General features: G+C 72.0%; 14 protein-coding genes. 8 read left to right on the top strand and 6 right to left on the bottom strand.

Going from position 1 to position 13,080, the window contains the following annotated elements; all coding sequences use genetic code 11:
- Positions 1-60: 60 nt before the first annotated feature.
- On the bottom strand, positions 61-1,653 hold the full coding sequence (locus HLB44_RS14430; RefSeq protein ID WP_173123608.1) for a sigma-54-dependent transcriptional regulator: 1,593 nt from the start codon (positions 1,651-1,653) through the stop codon (positions 61-63).
- Positions 1,654-1,887: 234 nt separating this feature from the next.
- Entirely contained in the window at positions 1,888-2,070 is a 183-nt protein-coding gene (locus tag HLB44_RS14435; protein ID WP_173123610.1) for a hypothetical protein, read from the bottom strand.
- A 101-nt stretch (positions 2,071-2,171) separates the two neighbouring features.
- On the opposite strand from HLB44_RS14435, the gene HLB44_RS14440 reads away from it, so the two are divergent.
- Entirely contained in the window at positions 2,172-2,372 is a 201-nt protein-coding gene (locus tag HLB44_RS14440) for a DUF3606 domain-containing protein (protein ID WP_173123612.1), read from the top strand.
- Positions 2,373-2,389: 17 nt separating this feature from the next.
- Here HLB44_RS14440 and HLB44_RS14445 read toward each other — a convergent pair whose 3' ends face one another.
- On the bottom strand, positions 2,390-2,566 hold the full coding sequence (locus tag HLB44_RS14445) for a hypothetical protein (protein ID WP_173123614.1): 177 nt from the start codon (positions 2,564-2,566) through the stop codon (positions 2,390-2,392).
- A gap of 180 nt (positions 2,567-2,746) precedes the next feature.
- On the opposite strand from HLB44_RS14445, the gene HLB44_RS14450 reads away from it, so the two are divergent.
- The 4 genes from HLB44_RS14450 (at position 2,747) to HLB44_RS14465 (ending at position 7,931) form a co-directional block, all read left to right on the top strand.
- Positions 2,747-3,250 (top strand): hemerythrin domain-containing protein, encoded by a 504-nt coding sequence (locus tag HLB44_RS14450; protein WP_173123616.1) that lies wholly within the window; start codon positions 2,747-2,749, stop codon positions 3,248-3,250.
- A 39-nt stretch (positions 3,251-3,289) separates the two neighbouring features.
- Positions 3,290-5,107 carry a thiamine pyrophosphate-requiring protein gene (locus HLB44_RS14455; protein ID WP_173123618.1) on the top strand — a complete coding sequence of 606 codons (1,818 nt, stop codon included), beginning with the start codon at positions 3,290-3,292 and terminating at the stop codon, positions 5,105-5,107.
- 85 nt (positions 5,108-5,192) lie between these two features.
- Positions 5,193-7,016, top strand: a complete 1,824-nt coding sequence (locus HLB44_RS14460; RefSeq protein ID WP_173123621.1) for a catalase — start codon at positions 5,193-5,195, stop codon at positions 7,014-7,016.
- Positions 7,017-7,040: 24 nt separating this feature from the next.
- Positions 7,041-7,931: a YihY/virulence factor BrkB family protein gene (locus HLB44_RS14465; protein WP_173123623.1), complete on the top strand. Its 891-nt coding sequence runs from the start codon at positions 7,041-7,043 to the stop codon at positions 7,929-7,931.
- Here HLB44_RS14465 and HLB44_RS14470 read toward each other — a convergent pair.
- The 3 genes from HLB44_RS14470 to HLB44_RS14480 form a co-directional block, all read right to left on the bottom strand.
- Entirely contained in the window at positions 7,901-8,365 is a 465-nt protein-coding gene (locus HLB44_RS14470; protein WP_173123625.1) for a response regulator, read from the bottom strand. The genes HLB44_RS14465 and HLB44_RS14470 overlap by 31 nt on opposite strands.
- A gap of 86 nt (positions 8,366-8,451) precedes the next feature.
- Positions 8,452-8,904, bottom strand: coding sequence for a PA2169 family four-helix-bundle protein (locus HLB44_RS14475; protein ID WP_173123627.1), 453 nt, complete (start codon positions 8,902-8,904; stop codon positions 8,452-8,454).
- 273 nt (positions 8,905-9,177) lie between these two features.
- Complete coding sequence (locus HLB44_RS14480; RefSeq protein WP_173123629.1) at positions 9,178-9,627, bottom strand: PA2169 family four-helix-bundle protein; 450 nt, start codon at positions 9,625-9,627, stop codon at positions 9,178-9,180.
- Between the two features lie 167 nt (positions 9,628-9,794).
- Here HLB44_RS14480 and HLB44_RS14485 point away from each other — a divergent pair, with 167 nt between their 5' ends.
- From HLB44_RS14485 to HLB44_RS14495, 3 genes are all read left to right on the top strand, one after another.
- Positions 9,795-11,108, top strand: coding sequence for an SDR family oxidoreductase (locus HLB44_RS14485; RefSeq protein ID WP_173123631.1), 1,314 nt, complete (start codon positions 9,795-9,797; stop codon positions 11,106-11,108).
- Positions 11,109-11,390: 282 nt separating this feature from the next.
- On the top strand, positions 11,391-11,915 hold the full coding sequence (locus tag HLB44_RS14490) for a CinA family protein (RefSeq protein WP_173123633.1): 525 nt from the start codon (positions 11,391-11,393) through the stop codon (positions 11,913-11,915).
- Between the two features lie 68 nt (positions 11,916-11,983).
- The gene (locus HLB44_RS14495; protein WP_173123635.1) at positions 11,984-13,072 is read left to right on the top strand and encodes a glycosyltransferase family 9 protein; all 1,089 of its coding nucleotides are present in this window, start codon (positions 11,984-11,986) and stop codon (positions 13,070-13,072) included.
- The last annotated feature ends 8 nt before the right edge of the window (positions 13,073-13,080 follow it).

The raw sequence follows: 13,080 nt of genomic DNA on the forward strand, positions 1-13,080 counted from the left end.
GCGTCCCGAAAAAAGAGGCGCTGGTGATGCGTTGGCCGGCAATGCGCATGCCCATGGACGTTAGGAACCGTCACCGGAATCGGCCGCGTACTCCTTCAGGCGGTTGTAGAGCGTCTTCAAGCTGATGCCCAGCGCCGCCGCGGTACGCTCCTTGTGCTGCCGGTAGTGCTGCAGCGTTGCCATGATCAGCAGCCGCTCGGCATCGGCGAGCGACGTGCCGAGCGGCACGACGACGGCCGGGGCGTCGGCCGTCGCGTGGACCGCGGCCGGCAGGCCGGCGGCACCTTCAGCGAGTGGCGGCAGCAACGCAGCTTCGGCCTCGGGCTCTCGCTCGGCCAGCGGCCCGGGGAGAACCGGCATGTCGAGCGGCACCTCGGCAGGCATCACGGCAGGCATCGCAACGGGCGGCGCCGCGGCCCGCACCGTGCCGGGCGGATCGCTCGGCAGCCAGTCGTCGTCGATCACCGCGCTCTCAGCCATCACGTAGGCGCGTTGCACGACGTTGCGCAGCTCGCGCACGTTGCCCGGCCAGCGGTAGGCCACCAGCTTGGTGATCGCCGCCGGCGCGAAGCGCTTGCGCTCCCCCTCGCGCTCGCCGACCTGCTGCAGGAAGTGCTCGGCCAGCAGCGGAATGTCCTCCGCGCGCTGCGCCAGCGGCGGCAGCTCGATCGGGAACACGTTGAGCCGGTACAGCAGGTCCTCGCGCAGCTTGCCCGCCTCCACCGCCTGCTGCGGCGGCCGGTTGCTCGCCGCGATCACCCGCACGTCGGCCTCCTGCGTCGTCGTCGAGCCCACGCGCAGGTAGGTGCCGGTTTCCAGCACGCGCAGCAGCTTGACCTGCAGCTCCATCGGCATCTCGGTGATCTCGTCGAGGAACAGCGTGCCGCCGTGGGCGCGCTCGAAGAAGCCCTGGTGCTGGCGGTCGGCGCCGGTGAAGCTGCCCTTTTCGTGGCCGAAGATCTCGCTTTCGATCAGGTTGGGCGAGATCGCGCCGCAGTTGACGGCCAGGAACGGCCGCTTGCGCCGCCGCGACAGGTCGTGCACCGTCTGCGCGACGACTTCCTTGCCGGTGCCGCTTTCGCCGGTGATGAACACGGTGACGCCGGTGCCGGCGACGCGCGAGATCTGCTGGTAGACGCGGCGCATCGGCAGCGAGCGGCCCCACAGCGCACCGAAGTGGCCCTGCTTGGCAACCTCGGCCGTCAGCCCTTCGACCTCGGCCAGCAGCGCCGACGGCGGCGTCACCCGCGACAGCACGCCTTCGAGCTGCTTCAGGTGCACCGGCTTGACGAGGTAATCGGCCGCGCCGAGCCGCAGCGCCTGGATCGATGACTCGAGGCTGGCGTGGCCGGTGACCAGCACGATCTCCGAGCGCTGCGTCAGCTGCGTGTCGGCGAACAGATCCATGCCGCTGCCGTCGGGCAGCTTCAGGTCGAGCAGCACGATGTCGGGCGGATGCAGCAGGATTTGCCGCCGCGCTTCGCTCAGGTTGCGGGCGGTCGCGACGCTGAAGTTCTGGCCGGCGACCAGCGCGGCCAGCATCGTTGCGGCGTCGGCATCGTCGTCGACGATCAGCGCATGGCGCGTCGCCGGCGGCGGTGCAGCCTTCGCGGTTGGGCGGGAAGCGGTGGTAGGAGGTGACAAGGCGGACATTCGTTGGCGTCAATGGAATGGGCGGGACCGAGTGTCCTGGCCGGAGGGTCAGAGCCTACGCGGTCACCCTGGCTTGCGCGGCATTGCCATGCTGCAGAAACATTTGTTGCGGCTCGGCGTCCATTTGCAACGCGGCGCGCGCATTGCAGAAACACGACGGTTGCATTGCCCGTCGCGCCAGCGGCGCGCCGTGGCCCATGCCGGGCGCCCGTCGCGCGGGCGCTGGCGGCATTCCTAATGTCCGATCGGTGCGTCCTCGTCAGCGGGCTCGGTCTCGTCGGCCGCCTCGGCGGCCAACAACAGCTCCTCGGCCGGCGGTTCGCTGTCCGGTGCCGGGCGGGCGGGCAGTCCGGCCACGGCTTGCGAACGAGCCCAGGCGAGGACACGTTCGGCGGCTTGCAGTACTCGCGGATCCACTGCGATCTCCTTGGTCGATGGCTGCCCGGTGAACAGGCTTTGCAGCGCTGGCGGCAAGCGCTGTGCCCGCGCCGGGCACGCCGCTTGCCTCGTCGCGCCGCATGAACATCCCGCAGCGCCCCCCGACGTCGGCCAATCCGTATCGCCCGCAGGTGCTGCTCGAGCCACCGTGGCGGCTGGCGTACTGGACGCGCGTGCTCGACAGCGACGAAGACGAGCTGCGGCGTGTCGTCGACGAGGTCGGCTGCCAGGCGCAGCGCGTCTGCGCCCGGTTGTGGGAGCTGCGCCAGTCGGCGAGCTGATCGAACCGAGCCGCCGCTCAACCGACGACGCCCGACGCGGCCGAGCCCGGCAGCGCCGGGGGCCGCAGCCCGAGCGGCTTGTTTTCCGGCGCCGGCGAAGGTGCCGGGGGCAGGCCGGCCGGGCGATCGCAGCCGGCCATGACCAGCAAGGCCAGCGCGATCCAGCGCCGGCGCCATGCATCGTCAGCACGCATTGCAACCTCCGTACGGGACGCGGTCATCCGATGGAGCACGCGGCATGCCCGCGCCGCAGGACGGGCGCTGCAAACACTGCTGCAAAGCCTGCACCGGCGACGGCCTCGACCGAAGACCGCACGAACCGCGAGGCACACCGATTGCCGCAACGCGCCACGTTCATCCAGCAGGGGACCGACATGTCGATCCATCCGACGGGCGCGCAGCACACGGCGGCGCCCGATGCGCTGCGAGCGCTGCAGGCCGACCACCGCGAGATCGAGACGCTGTTCCAGCAGTACGCCGCACTGGTCAAGGCCGACGCGCCGGACCCGCAGCGCGAGGAGCTCGCCGGGCGCATCTGCACGCTGCTGGTGGCCCATGCCGGCGTCGAGGAAGAGATCCTGTACCCGGCCGCGCGCAGCGTGCTCGACCGGCAGGACCCGGTCGACCGCGCCGAAGTCGAACACCAGGCGCTCGACGAGCTGGTCGGCAAGATCCTGGCGATGTCGGCCGACGACCCGCTGTACGACGCGACGGTGCAGGTGCTCGACGACTACGTGCGGCATCACGTCGCCGAGGAAGAGCAGCGCCTGTTCCCGCTGCTGCGCGAGACCGAGCTCGATGTCGCCGCGCTCGGCCGCGAGATCGAGCGCCGCAAGCAGGAGCTGCTGACGACGCTCGAGGTGGCGCTCGAGGGATAACGCGTCGGGGACGCGTCCCGCACCCGATGGAGCCCGCCGATGGCCCGGACCGTCGCCGACCAGCTGGTCCAACGCCTCGCCGAATGGGGCGTGCACCGCATCTTCGGCTATCCCGGTGACGGCATCACCGGCCTGACCGCGGCGATTCACCGCGCCGGGCCCGAGCAGATGCAGTTCGTGCAGGCGCGGCACGAGGAGATGGCGGCCTTCATGGCCTGCGGCCACGCCAAGTACAGCGGCACCGTGGGCGTGTGCATCGCGACCTCCGGGCCGGGGGCGATCCACCTGCTCAACGGCCTGTACGACGCGCGCATGGACCACCAGCCGGTGGTGGCGATCGTCGGCCAGCAGGCGCGCTCGGCGCTCGGCGGCGACTACCAGCAGGAGGTCGACCTGCTGAGCCTGTTCAAGGACGTGGCCAGCGAATTCGTGCAGCAGATCAGCGTTCCGGCCCAGCTGCGCCACGTCGTCGACCGTGCGCTGCGCATCGCGCTGGACCGCCGCTGCGTGACCTGCATCATCGTGCCCAACGACGTGCAGGAATTGCCGGCGCTCACCGAGCTGCCGCACCAGCATGCGGTGCTGCATTCGGGCATCGGCCTGCAGTCCAACGGCGCGCTGCCCGATGCGGCCTCGCTGCACGCCGCGGCCGAGGTGCTGAATGCCGGCGAGCGGGTCGCGATCCTGGTCGGCGCCGGCGCGCTGCAGGCCACCGACGAGGTGCTGGCGGTGGCCGAGCGCCTGGGCGCCGGCATCGCCAAATCCCTGCTGGGCAAGGCCGTGGTGCCCGACGATCTGCCCTACGTCACCGGCGTGGCCGGCCTGGTCGGCACCGCGCCGAGCGCCGACATGATGCAGCACTGCGACACGCTGCTGATGATCGGCAGCCACTTCCCGTACACCGAGTTCCTGCCCGCCGAAGGCCAGGCGCGCGGCGTGCAGATCGACCGCGACGGCCGCCGCCTCGGCTTGCGTTTTCCGATGGAGGTCAACCTGGTCGGCGACAGCGCCGCGACGCTGCGCGAGCTGCTGCCGCTGTTGAAGCTCAAGACCGACCGGCGCTGGGCCGAGCGCATCGCGCAGCAGGTGCACACCTGGTGGCGCGTGCTCGAGAACCGCGCCCACACGCCGGCCGAGCCGGTCAATCCGCAGCGCGTGTTCTGGGAGCTCTCGCCGCGGCTGCCGGACGATTGCATGCTGAGCTGCGACACCGGCACCGCCGCGGTCTGGTTTGCGCGTGACCTGAAGCTCAGGCGCGGCATGCTGGCCTCGCTGTCGGGCGGGCTGGCGTCGATGGGCAATGCGCTGCCGTATGCGATCGCCGCCAAGTACGCCCATCCGTCGCGGCCGGCGATCGCGCTGGTCGGCGACGGCGCGATGCAGATGAACGGTCTCAATGCGCTGCTGACGATCGCCAAGGTGTGGCGCGAATGGCGCGATCCGCGGCTGGTCGTGCTGGTGCTCGACAACCACGACCTGAACTTGGTCACCTGGGAACAGCGCGCCGCCGGGCAGCCGAAGTTCGAGGCCTCGCAGCGCTTGCCGGAGTTTCCGTACGCCGCTTATGCGCGGCTGATCGGGCTCGAGGGCATCGAGGTCGACCGCCCCGACGACATCGGCCAGGCCTGGGACGCGGCGCTGCGCTGCAGGCGGCCGGTGCTGCTGGAAATTGAAACCGATCCCAACGTGCCGCCGACGCCGCCGCAGGTCGGGGCCGAGCAGTTTCGCGCTTATGCAGCGGCCTTGCTGCGCGGCGATCCCGAGGGCTTGAAGTCGGTGATCGGCGCCGCGCGCGACTGGTGGGCCGCGCTGGTGCCGGCGAGTCACCACGTGCCGCCGCGGCCGCGCGTGCGATGACAACCGGTTACGGCGACACACCCCGCATGGGCACACCCTTTGCCCTTGGGGTCGGACGCACTCTGTGCCAACCGACCGAGCATCCATGTCCGACAGCCCGCCCACCCGCTCCGATGCCGCCCGCCTGCCGACCGGCCTGCGCATGCCGGCGATCGACTACCGGCCGCTGGCGCCGCTGTCACAGGTCGACAGCGACTGGAGCACGCTGGACAGCGGGATGACCCCGCTCGCCGACGAATCGAGCCCGCCCTGGCTCGGCCTGCAGCTGCCGGAAAGCGTCAGTGCCTGGGGCCACTTCGAATGCCGCGCGTCGCTGCAGGCGCTGACCTCGTCGGCGGCGTTTCGCCACGCCGGCCAGCGCACGCCGGTGCAGGTGCGCTTCGCGCGCTGCGGCGATGCCGCGGCGGCCGACAGTGCGCGCGGTGCGCGGCGCTTCGTCGTGCGCTTCGGCGCCGAGCCCGGCGGCACGCCGGGCTGGCCGCTGCCGGGCTGCAGCCTGCCGCTGGCGCCGGACACCCCCACCTCGCTGACGCCGCCGGCCGACAGCGCGCCGCTCGCGCCGTGGCTGTGGCTGATGAGCGACCGCGCGCTGCCGCGCAGCTACCGGATGATGCAGGGCTTCGGCATGCAGACCTTCCGGCTCGAGCATGCCAGCGGCGAGGCGGTCTATGCGCGCTTCCACTGGCTGCCGGCGGCCGGCACGCACGCGCTGGCCGCCGACGAGGCCGACCAGCTGGCGCGGGCCGATCCGCAGTTCCTGCGCCATGACCTGGCCGAAGCGATCGTCGCCGGCGCCTTCCCGCGCTGGCAGCTCGCGCTGCAGGTCTTCGGCGAACGCCAGGCCAACAGCTTCGACTTCGACCCCTTCGATACGAGCCGGATGCTGCCGGAGGACCGCGTGCCGCTGCGCGGGATCGGCTGGCTGGTGCTGAACCGGCTGGCCCACGACGACGAGGCCGATGCCGAGCTCGAAACGCTGGCCGACCCGGCCGAGGCCGACGGCGACGACACAGCCGCCGTCACCGGCATCGTGCCCTGCCACAGCCTGCCGCCGAGCCCGGCCGAGCGCATGCGCCGGGACCTGATCCAGGCGCGCTTGTTCTGGCGCAGCCAGAGCCGCGTCGAGCAGACGCACCTGATCGCCGCCTGCCGCGCGGCGATCGGGCCGACGGCACCCGCGCCGCCGCGCAGCCACCTGCTGGAGCGGCTGGCTGAAGTCGATCCGGCGCTGGCCAGCGCGCTGTCCGGCGCCAGCATGCGGCGCAGCGGCGCGCTGCTGCGCGGTGAGCCCGGCGCGGCATCGCATCCGGCGACCCAGGTGCAGCCGTCCTCGACCCTGTCGCTGCTGGCGCGGCCCGGCGAGCGCAGCGTGCGCATGCGCCGCATCGCGATGCTGCTGGCCGACGGCTACGAAACGCACAGCCTGCGCGCGGTGCAGCGCGCTCTGAGCGCGGCCGGTGCGCAGGTGCAATGCGTCGGCCCGCGCGCCGGCGCGGTGTGGTCGGCGGGCGGCGATTACACGTCGGTCGAGCTGAGCATCGACCTGGCGCCGTCGGCGCTGTGGGATGCCGTCGTGCTGCCCGAGGGCAGCCGCGCGCAAGCCGCGCTGGCGCGCTCGGACGATGCGCGCCGCTTCATCCTCGCGCAGTACCGCCACGGCAAGCCGATCCTGCAGCTCGGGCCGGGCAACGGCCTGCTGGTGCGCCTGGGCATTCCGCGCGCGCTGCCCGACGGCCGCGTCGATACCTCGCTGGTGCTGCGGCCGCAAGGCGATGTCGACGCTGCGAACCTCACGCGGCGCCAGATCAGCGCCTTCCTCGAAGCCTTGTCGCTGCCGCGGCGCTTCGATCGCGTGCCCGAGCCGGCGCCGCTGATTCCGGTGCGCTACCCGCGCTACTACGCGCGCTGAACGGCCCGGCCGAGGAGGCGCCCGATGCGACCCTCCGAAGCCTGGGGCCTGCTGCGCGAGGCGGTGAACGCCTGGATCGAGGACCACGTGCCGAGCATGGGCGCGGCGCTGGCCTACTACACCGTGTTCTCGATCGCGCCGATGCTGCTGATCGCCATCGCGGTCGCAGGCCTGGTGTTCGGCGTCGATGCGGCGCGCGGCGAAATCGTCGCGCAGCTGCGCGGACTGATGGGCGAGGAGGGCGCACGCGCGATCGAGGCGCTGGTCAAGAGCGCTGCCAAGCCGGTCGAGGGCCTCACCGCGACCGTCGTGGCAGCGCTGATGCTGCTGGTCGGCGCGACCACCGTCTTCGTCGAGCTGCAGAGCGCGCTCGACCGCATCTGGCGGGCGCCGGTGCAGCGCCACGAGGGCATCCTGGCGCTGCTGCGCTCGCGTTTGCTGTCCTTCGGCATGGTGATGGGCGTCGGCTTCCTGCTCACCGTTTCGCTGGTGCTGTCGGCCGCCGTCGCCGTGCTGGGCAAGTTCTGGGGCGCCCACCTCGGCGGCTGGCTGCTGGTGGCCGAGGCGCTGAACTTCGTGGTCGGGCTGGCGCTGGTGACGCTGATGTTCGGGCTGATCTACAAGATCATGCCGCGCGTGCCGGTGCGCTGGCGCGACGTCTGGATCGGCGCCGCCTTCACCGCCGTGCTGTTCGTGATCGGCAAGGCCCTGATTGGGCTGTACATCGGCCGCAGCGGCATCGCCTCGGGCTTCGGCGCCGCCGGCTCGCTGGTCGTGCTGCTGCTGTGGGTCTACTACTCGGCGCAGATCTTCCTGCTCGGTGCGGAATTCACGCGCATGGTGGCGCGCCGGCGCGCTCACCTGGCCATCCGGCGCGAGCCCGCTCAAAGCGGCATGCGCGCGTCGAGCTCGTAGCCGGTCTGCGGCGGGTGGTCCATGAAGTCGATCACCAGCATGCGCTGCGCTGCCCACGCGACGACCATGGCCAGCTCATCCTGCTGGATCGGCTTGTGCAGGAACAGGTCGAAGCCGGCGACGCGACAGCGCGCTTCGTCGGCCGGATCGGTCGATGCGGTGCAGCAGACGAACAGCGTGGCCGGGTGGACCAGCTCGAGGCGGCGGGCTTCGAGCAGCGCCTCGCAGCCGTCGAGGCCCGGCATGCGCAGGTCGATCACCGCCGCCGCCGGTTTGAACACCTGCATCTGATGCAGGCCGACCTCGGCGCCGAAGGCGACCACGGTCCTGGCGCCGCTCATTTCGAACAGCCCCGCCAGTGCCACCGCCGAATCGGGATCGTCGTCGACGATCAGGATGCGTGGGCACGGGTCGTGATCGGCACCGTCATGCATGGCGAGGTTCCCGACGTGTCAAAACGAAACGACGCGGGCAAGCCGCGTGCCTGCCGCCTGCCCGCGTCGCGCCGGGGGGAGCGCTGTCAGCTGGCGGCCCGCGCTTCGTCGCGCAGGCGCTTGATCTGGTCGTGGTTGCGCTTGACACCTTCGGACTGGCGCAGCACCAGCGCGCGCACGTCTTCCGGCAGGTCTTCCTGCAGCGCCTTGCGGTAGCGGTTGACCGCCAGGTCTTCGCCGCGCTCGCATTCCTCGAGGATCGCCTCGTTGTCGAAGTCGGTGAGCTTGGTGCGCATCGCGACCCAGCCGCGGTGCAGCGCGCCGCCGATGCTGCCGCTTTGCTGCGGCTTGCCGCCGAAGCGGGTGACGTGCACCTGCAGCTCGTCGATGGCCTGCTTGCATTCGTCGGCACGGGCGAGCAGGAGCGTGCGCAGCGCATCGGTGCGCGCGTATTCGGCCGACGTGCGGAAGCCGTACTCGCCGTCCTTGCTGGTTTCGATCAAGTCGTTCAGAACGTCGATGACGTCGTCGTTGTCCATGGTCTCTTCCTTTCGCCTGGCAGGCTGAAGTGGAACGGTCCGGAACGCATTCCGGGTGCCCTCGGATGGGCAGTCGGCGTGCCCAGGCGCGGTCGTCGCCCGCCTGCGCTGCGTCAGGCGGCGCAGGGCCGCTCCCAAGCCGCCTGAGCGCCCCTTGGGGGCCGCGAACGAAGTGAGCTGGGGGCCGGCATGACGGCGGCGCAGGGCCGCTCCCAAGCCGCCTGAGCGCCCCTCGGGGGCCGCGAACGAAGTGAGCTGGGGGCCGACATGACGTCAGACGGTGCTGCGCAGCCGTTCGTGCAGCTCGTGCAGCCGTTCGCGATCGTGGCGGATGGTCTCGCACTGGGCCTCGATCAGCGTGTGCACGCTGTCGGGCAGGGTCGCGCGCAGCAGGCTGTCGAAATGCAGCTCGGCGCAGGTATCGATGCGTTCGCAGGACTCGATCAGCACCAGGTCCGGCTGGCCGCTCAAGGCGCAGCGCACGGCCGCCCAGCTCAGCCGCAGATCGCCGGCGGCGGTGCCGCCTTCGCGTGGCAGGCCGCCGTGCTGCGTCATCTGCTGCTGCAGGTGCATCGCCGCGCGGCGGCTGTCGAGCGCCCGCCGCTGCAGCATCACGTGCAGCGCGAAGCTGCGCGAGCGCCGCGCGCCGTAGGCGAAGGTGGCCTCGCTGTCCTTGCACAAGCCGATCAGGCCGTTCAGCGTTTCGCGAATGTCGACCAGCATCATGGGAGCCCCCTTGAAGGACGTGCGGCTGCGCTGCCGCAGGAGCATTCGGCGGGCCTGGGCCGTGTAAACGCGGCGGGCATGTGGATTGCCTGACGCGGGGTTGGACGCTGCGGGAGGGCATGCGTGAACTCGAATGACCCGCGGGCCGCTTGCGGCCATCGCCCATGAGGATCCTGTTGACCGGCGCGACCGGTTTCATCGGCAGCCGGCTGCTGGCCGCGCTGCAATTGCGCGGCCACGAGGTCTGGTGCGCCGGCCGGCGAGCGCCGCCGCTGACGATCGGCTTCCTGCCGATCGATTTCAGCCGCGCGCTGGCCAAGGACGACTGGCTGCCGCTGGTGCGCGACGCCGATGTCGTGATCAACACCGTCGGCCTGTTCCGCGAGCACGGCACGCAGAGCTTCGAGCGGCTGCACGAGCAGGCGCCATGCGCGCTCTTCGATGCCTGTGTCGAGGCCGGCGTGCCGCGGGTCGTGCAGCTGTCGGCGCTCGGTGTCGAGCGGCGGCGCAGCGCCTACCAGCGCAGCAAGCACACGGCCGACGCCTACCTGCTGGCCTTGCCGCTGGACGGCATCGTCGTGCAGCCGTCGCTGGTCTTCGGCGCCGACGGCGCGAGCTCCGCACGCTTGCTGACGCTGGCGGCGATGCCGCTGCTGCCACTGCCGGCCGGCGGCGGCCAGCCGGTGCAGCCGGTGCACGTCGACGATGTCGTCGAGGCCCTGTGCGCGCTGGTCGAGGCGCCGGCGGTGCCGGGCGCCGGCCGCACCGTGCCGCTGGTCGGCCCGCGGCCGCTGAGCCTGCGCCGCTACCTGCTGATGCTGCGCGGCGCGCTCGGCCTGAAGCCGACGCTGGCGCTGCGCGTGCCGGCCTGGCTGGTGACGCTGGCCGCCTGCTGGGGCGAGGTGCGCGGCCAGGCGCTGCTCGACCGCGGCGCGTGGACGATGTTGCAGCAAGGCAGCGTCGGCCCGGCGGTCGCGATCCACTGGCTGCTCGGCCAGCCGCCGCGCGAGGCCGGCGATTTCCTGATCGGCGAGCCGCTGGCCGCGCTGCGCCTGCAGGCGCGGCTGGGTTGGCTGCTGCCGCTGCTGCGGCTGGCGCTGGCAATGGTGTGGATCGTCACCGGCCTGCTGTCCTTGGGCCTGTTCCCGCGCGACGAGAGCTACGCGCTGCTCGCCGACACCGGCATCGCCACCGCCGTGCAGCCGCTGCTGCTGTTCGGCGCGGCCGGGCTCGACCTCGCCTTCGGGCTGGCCACGCTGTGGCCGCCGAACAGTGCACGCTGGCGCGCCCGGCTGTGGCTCGCGCAGATGGCGTTCATCGGCAGCACCATGCTGATCATCGCGATGCGGCTGCCGGCGTTCTTGCTGCATCCCTTCGGCCCCTTGCTGAAGAATTTGCCGATGCTCGCGATCCTGGTGCTGCTGTACCTGCACGAGCGCGACTCGGGCGCGCCGACCGGGCGCGCCGCGCCCGCCTGAAGCGGTGCAAAAGGGGTGGGGTGCCGGCCTCGCGAGCCCCACGGCACGGATCCCATCGGTCTTCCGAATATGGCAAGCACAGCAGCGAGGCTGCAGGTCGACTGGGCTAGGCTGTCGTGCAGCGTCGGTGTGCGATTCGTCGGACGATGGTGGTCGGGAGGTCAGGAAGCCGGCACGTGAGCGACAGGGCAACGGGCGTGCCCACGCGCGCGGCCGCGACCTAGCGAGCGAAAGGTGCGGCGCAGGCACGCCGCCTGCAGAGAGCGGCGCGAGGAGCCCGCGATGAGCGCCAATGTCACCGAAGCCGAAGCCGACGACGAGACCCGCGGCGTTGCGCGATTCCTGCGCGACCGTTCGCTGCGCCTGGTCACCGCCGAGTCCTGCACCGGCGGCCTGATCGCCGCGATGCTGGCCGACCTGCCGGGGGCCGGCGAGATCCTCGACAGCGCCTTCGTGGTCTATTCGCCGCAGGCCAAGCAGAGCGTGCTCGGCGTGCGCAAGCACACCATCGACAGCTTCAACCTGACCAGCGAAGCGGTCGCGCGCGAGATGGCGCTGGGCGCGCTGCGCATCGCGCAGGTCAACCTGTCGATCGCCAACACCGGCGTCGCGGACCCGGTCGATCCGCGCATTCCCGCGGGCACGCAATGCTTCGCCTGGATCTTCCGCTTCGGCGACATCGACGACGCCGTGTACACCGAAACCAAGCGCTTCGAGGGCGACCGCACGCGGGTGCGGCGCGAGGCGGCGCGCTACGCGCTGCGGCGCATCGCCCACTACTGTGCGCAGACCGATCGGCGGCGCTAGAGGCTCCTGAGGCTCCTCCGGCGCGTCTGGCAGCGCGGCACACCGATTGCCGAACGACGGTCCCGAAGATGGACACGTTGGCCAGCCTCAGCACCACGCCGCCGCGGCCGGCGCCACCGGGCATCGGCCGGCCGCGCCGCATCGGCATCTTCCGTGCGCGCAAGCTCGGCGACCTGCTGTGCGCGACGCCCGCACTGCGGGCCATCGCCGCCGCGTGGCCGGGCGCAGAGCGGGTGCTGATCGGCCTGCCGTGGGCGCGGCCACTGGCCGAGCGATGGCCGACGGTCGACCGCTTCATCGAGTTTCCCGGCTGGCCCGGCCTGCCCGAATGCCCGCCGGAGCTGGGCGCGCTGCCGGCCTTCCTGCAGGCGATGCAGGCCGAGCGCTTCGATCTGCTGCTGCAGCTGCACGGCAGCGATGGCCGCGTCAATCCGCTGCTCGCCGCCTGCGGCGCGATGCAGCTGGCCGGCTTCGCTGCGGCCGACGAGGCGGTGCTCGATCCGGCGCTGGGGGTGCGCTGGCCCGAGCAGGGCAGCCAGGCCGAACGGCTGCTCGCGCTGACCGATCACCTCGGCCTGCCGCGGGCCGGCACGGCGCTGGACTTTCCGCTGCGCGGGGCCGACCGTGATGCGCTGCGCCGCTGCTGGCCGGCGGTCGACGAGCCGCAGCCCTATGTTTGCGTGCACCCGGGCGCGCGGCTGCCGACGCGGCGCTGGCCGGTCGCCTCGTTCGCCGCGCTCGCCGACCGCATTGCCGCGCGCGGCTGGCGCGTCGTGCTGGCCGGCTCGGCCGCCGAGACGCGGCTGACCGACGCGGTGCGCGACGCGATGCAGCAGCCGGCCGTCGACCTGGCCGGCCGCACCGACCTGTGGACGCTGGGCGCGCTGATCCAGCGCGCGGCGCTGCTGGTGTGCAACGACACCGGCGTCTCGCACATCGCCGCCGCGCTCGACACGCCGAGCGTCATCGTCAGCTGCGGCGCCGACGCGGCACGCCTGGCGCCGGCCGATGCGCGGCGCCAGGTCGTGCTGTGGCAGCCGGCGGCGTGCCGGCCGTGCCAGCACGCGCACTGCCCGGTCGGCCACGGCTGTGCCACCGGGCTGGCGGTGCCGGTCGTCGATCGCGCGGTGCGCCAGCAGCTGGGCGTCGCGGCCTGAGCCTGCGC

Origin of the sequence: Pseudaquabacterium terrae (assembly GCF_013266755.1) — a bacterium.
Taxonomy (GTDB): domain Bacteria; phylum Pseudomonadota; class Gammaproteobacteria; order Burkholderiales; family Burkholderiaceae_C; genus Pseudaquabacterium; species Pseudaquabacterium terrae.

Excerpts from the sequence above, each read along its gene's own strand:
- HLB44_RS14430 (WP_173123608.1), bottom strand. The coding sequence starts at position 1,653 with ATGTCCGCCTTGTCACCTCCTACCACCGCTTCCCGCCCAACCGCGAAG.
- HLB44_RS14440 (WP_173123612.1), top strand. The coding sequence starts at position 2,172 with ATGAACATCCCGCAGCGCCCCCCGACGTCGGCCAATCCGTATCGCCCG.
- HLB44_RS14445 (WP_173123614.1), bottom strand. The coding sequence starts at position 2,566 with ATGCGTGCTGACGATGCATGGCGCCGGCGCTGGATCGCGCTGGCCTTG.
- HLB44_RS14450 (WP_173123616.1), top strand. The coding sequence starts at position 2,747 with ATGTCGATCCATCCGACGGGCGCGCAGCACACGGCGGCGCCCGATGCG.
- HLB44_RS14455 (WP_173123618.1), top strand. The coding sequence starts at position 3,290 with ATGGCCCGGACCGTCGCCGACCAGCTGGTCCAACGCCTCGCCGAATGG.
- HLB44_RS14460 (WP_173123621.1), top strand. The coding sequence starts at position 5,193 with ATGTCCGACAGCCCGCCCACCCGCTCCGATGCCGCCCGCCTGCCGACC.
- HLB44_RS14465 (WP_173123623.1), top strand. The coding sequence starts at position 7,041 with ATGCGACCCTCCGAAGCCTGGGGCCTGCTGCGCGAGGCGGTGAACGCC.
- HLB44_RS14470 (WP_173123625.1), bottom strand. The coding sequence starts at position 8,365 with ATGCATGACGGTGCCGATCACGACCCGTGCCCACGCATCCTGATCGTC.
- HLB44_RS14475 (WP_173123627.1), bottom strand. The coding sequence starts at position 8,904 with ATGGACAACGACGACGTCATCGACGTTCTGAACGACTTGATCGAAACC.
- HLB44_RS14480 (WP_173123629.1), bottom strand. The coding sequence starts at position 9,627 with ATGCTGGTCGACATTCGCGAAACGCTGAACGGCCTGATCGGCTTGTGC.
- HLB44_RS14485 (WP_173123631.1), top strand. The coding sequence starts at position 9,795 with ATGAGGATCCTGTTGACCGGCGCGACCGGTTTCATCGGCAGCCGGCTG.
- HLB44_RS14490 (WP_173123633.1), top strand. The coding sequence starts at position 11,391 with ATGAGCGCCAATGTCACCGAAGCCGAAGCCGACGACGAGACCCGCGGC.
- HLB44_RS14495 (WP_173123635.1), top strand. The coding sequence starts at position 11,984 with ATGGACACGTTGGCCAGCCTCAGCACCACGCCGCCGCGGCCGGCGCCA.